Source organism: Mycobacterium sp. E2479 (assembly GCF_001667925.1).
Lineage (GTDB): Bacteria > Actinomycetota > Actinomycetes > Mycobacteriales > Mycobacteriaceae > Mycobacterium.
Genome location: NZ_LZJR01000092.1, coordinates 1 through 1,118, shown reverse-complemented (window position 1 = coordinate 1,118; position 1,118 = coordinate 1). Strand labels below are relative to the sequence as shown.

The following is a 1,118-nucleotide window of genomic DNA, read 5'->3' as shown; positions in this document are numbered from 1 at the left end:
GCCATGTTGCGCAAGTGCGCTCCCGCGTCCGAGAAGCCCATTTGGACGCCTGATTCACGGGCCAGCTTCTTGAGCAGCTCGGGACGGTGGTTGGAGATGGTGGTGCGCCACCGCAGCGCGCCGCCGTGCTCGACGACCAGGTCGAGGAACGCGTCGACGGGGTGCAGGCCGCCGCGGTCAATACCTACCTGCCCGAACGACTTACCGATCACCGACGGGTCGGGGCACGCCACGATTTCGGCATCGAAGAAGTCGCGGTGCCAGACCCGCAGCCCAAACTTGCTGTCGTAGTCCTTGCGGAACCATCGACGGTAGTCCTCGTCGCACAGGAGCTCATTGCGCGCGGCCACTTGTTCTTTCAGATGCATGGCCGCCGCGCCGGAACCGAACTCTTCGAAGATCACCAGATCGATTCCATCGGAGTACAACTCGAATGGCACCGGCAGGTGCTGAAACCGCACGCTGGCGCCCAGTAGCTTGTTCAGCAGACGAGTCCCCGGGCCGAACACGTAAACCGACAGCGGCATCGACTTGGCGTCGGCGGATACCAGCATGCTCATCCGAACGCCCTTGCCCCAGTTGAGTAGCCGGCTGCTGGCCAGGAAGAAGAGCATTCCGGTCGACGGCCTTGCCACGTTGGGGGCGCTTTGCAGAATTCGGCCGCGCTTGCGCAGGACCTTGATCAGCTTGCGCCGCTCCCGCCACGTCGCGAAAGTGGACGGCAGGGCGCGGGAGCGGAACCGTTCGCCGTCTAGTTTGTCTATGGGGGCGTCCATTCCGGACATGCCGAGGACACCGGCGTCCAGGGCCTCGTCCAGCAGTTCGGCCATCTTCTCCAGCTCGGCCTCGGTGGGCCGCACCGCGGCGTCGGTGGCCCGATCAAGTCCCAGCACCGCGGTCCGCAGGTCCGAATGACCAAGCAGTGAACCGATATTGGGACCCAGCGGCAGGGCGTCGATCGCCTTGATGTACTCCGCGGCCGTCGACCACGTTCGGTTGGAATCCAGTGCGCCGAAGACGTATTCGTGCGGCACCGCCTCCACGCGGCTGAACAGGTCGGCGGCGTCTTGGGAATCAGCGTAGACCGTCGACAACGAGCAGTTGCCCAGCAGCACCGT

The 1,118-nt window shown here is 64.7% G+C and carries 1 pseudogene; it reads right to left on the bottom strand.

The features are described from left to right. A pseudogene (locus tag A5686_RS27615) lies at positions 1 to 1,118 on the bottom strand (hypothetical protein); the annotation flags it as partial.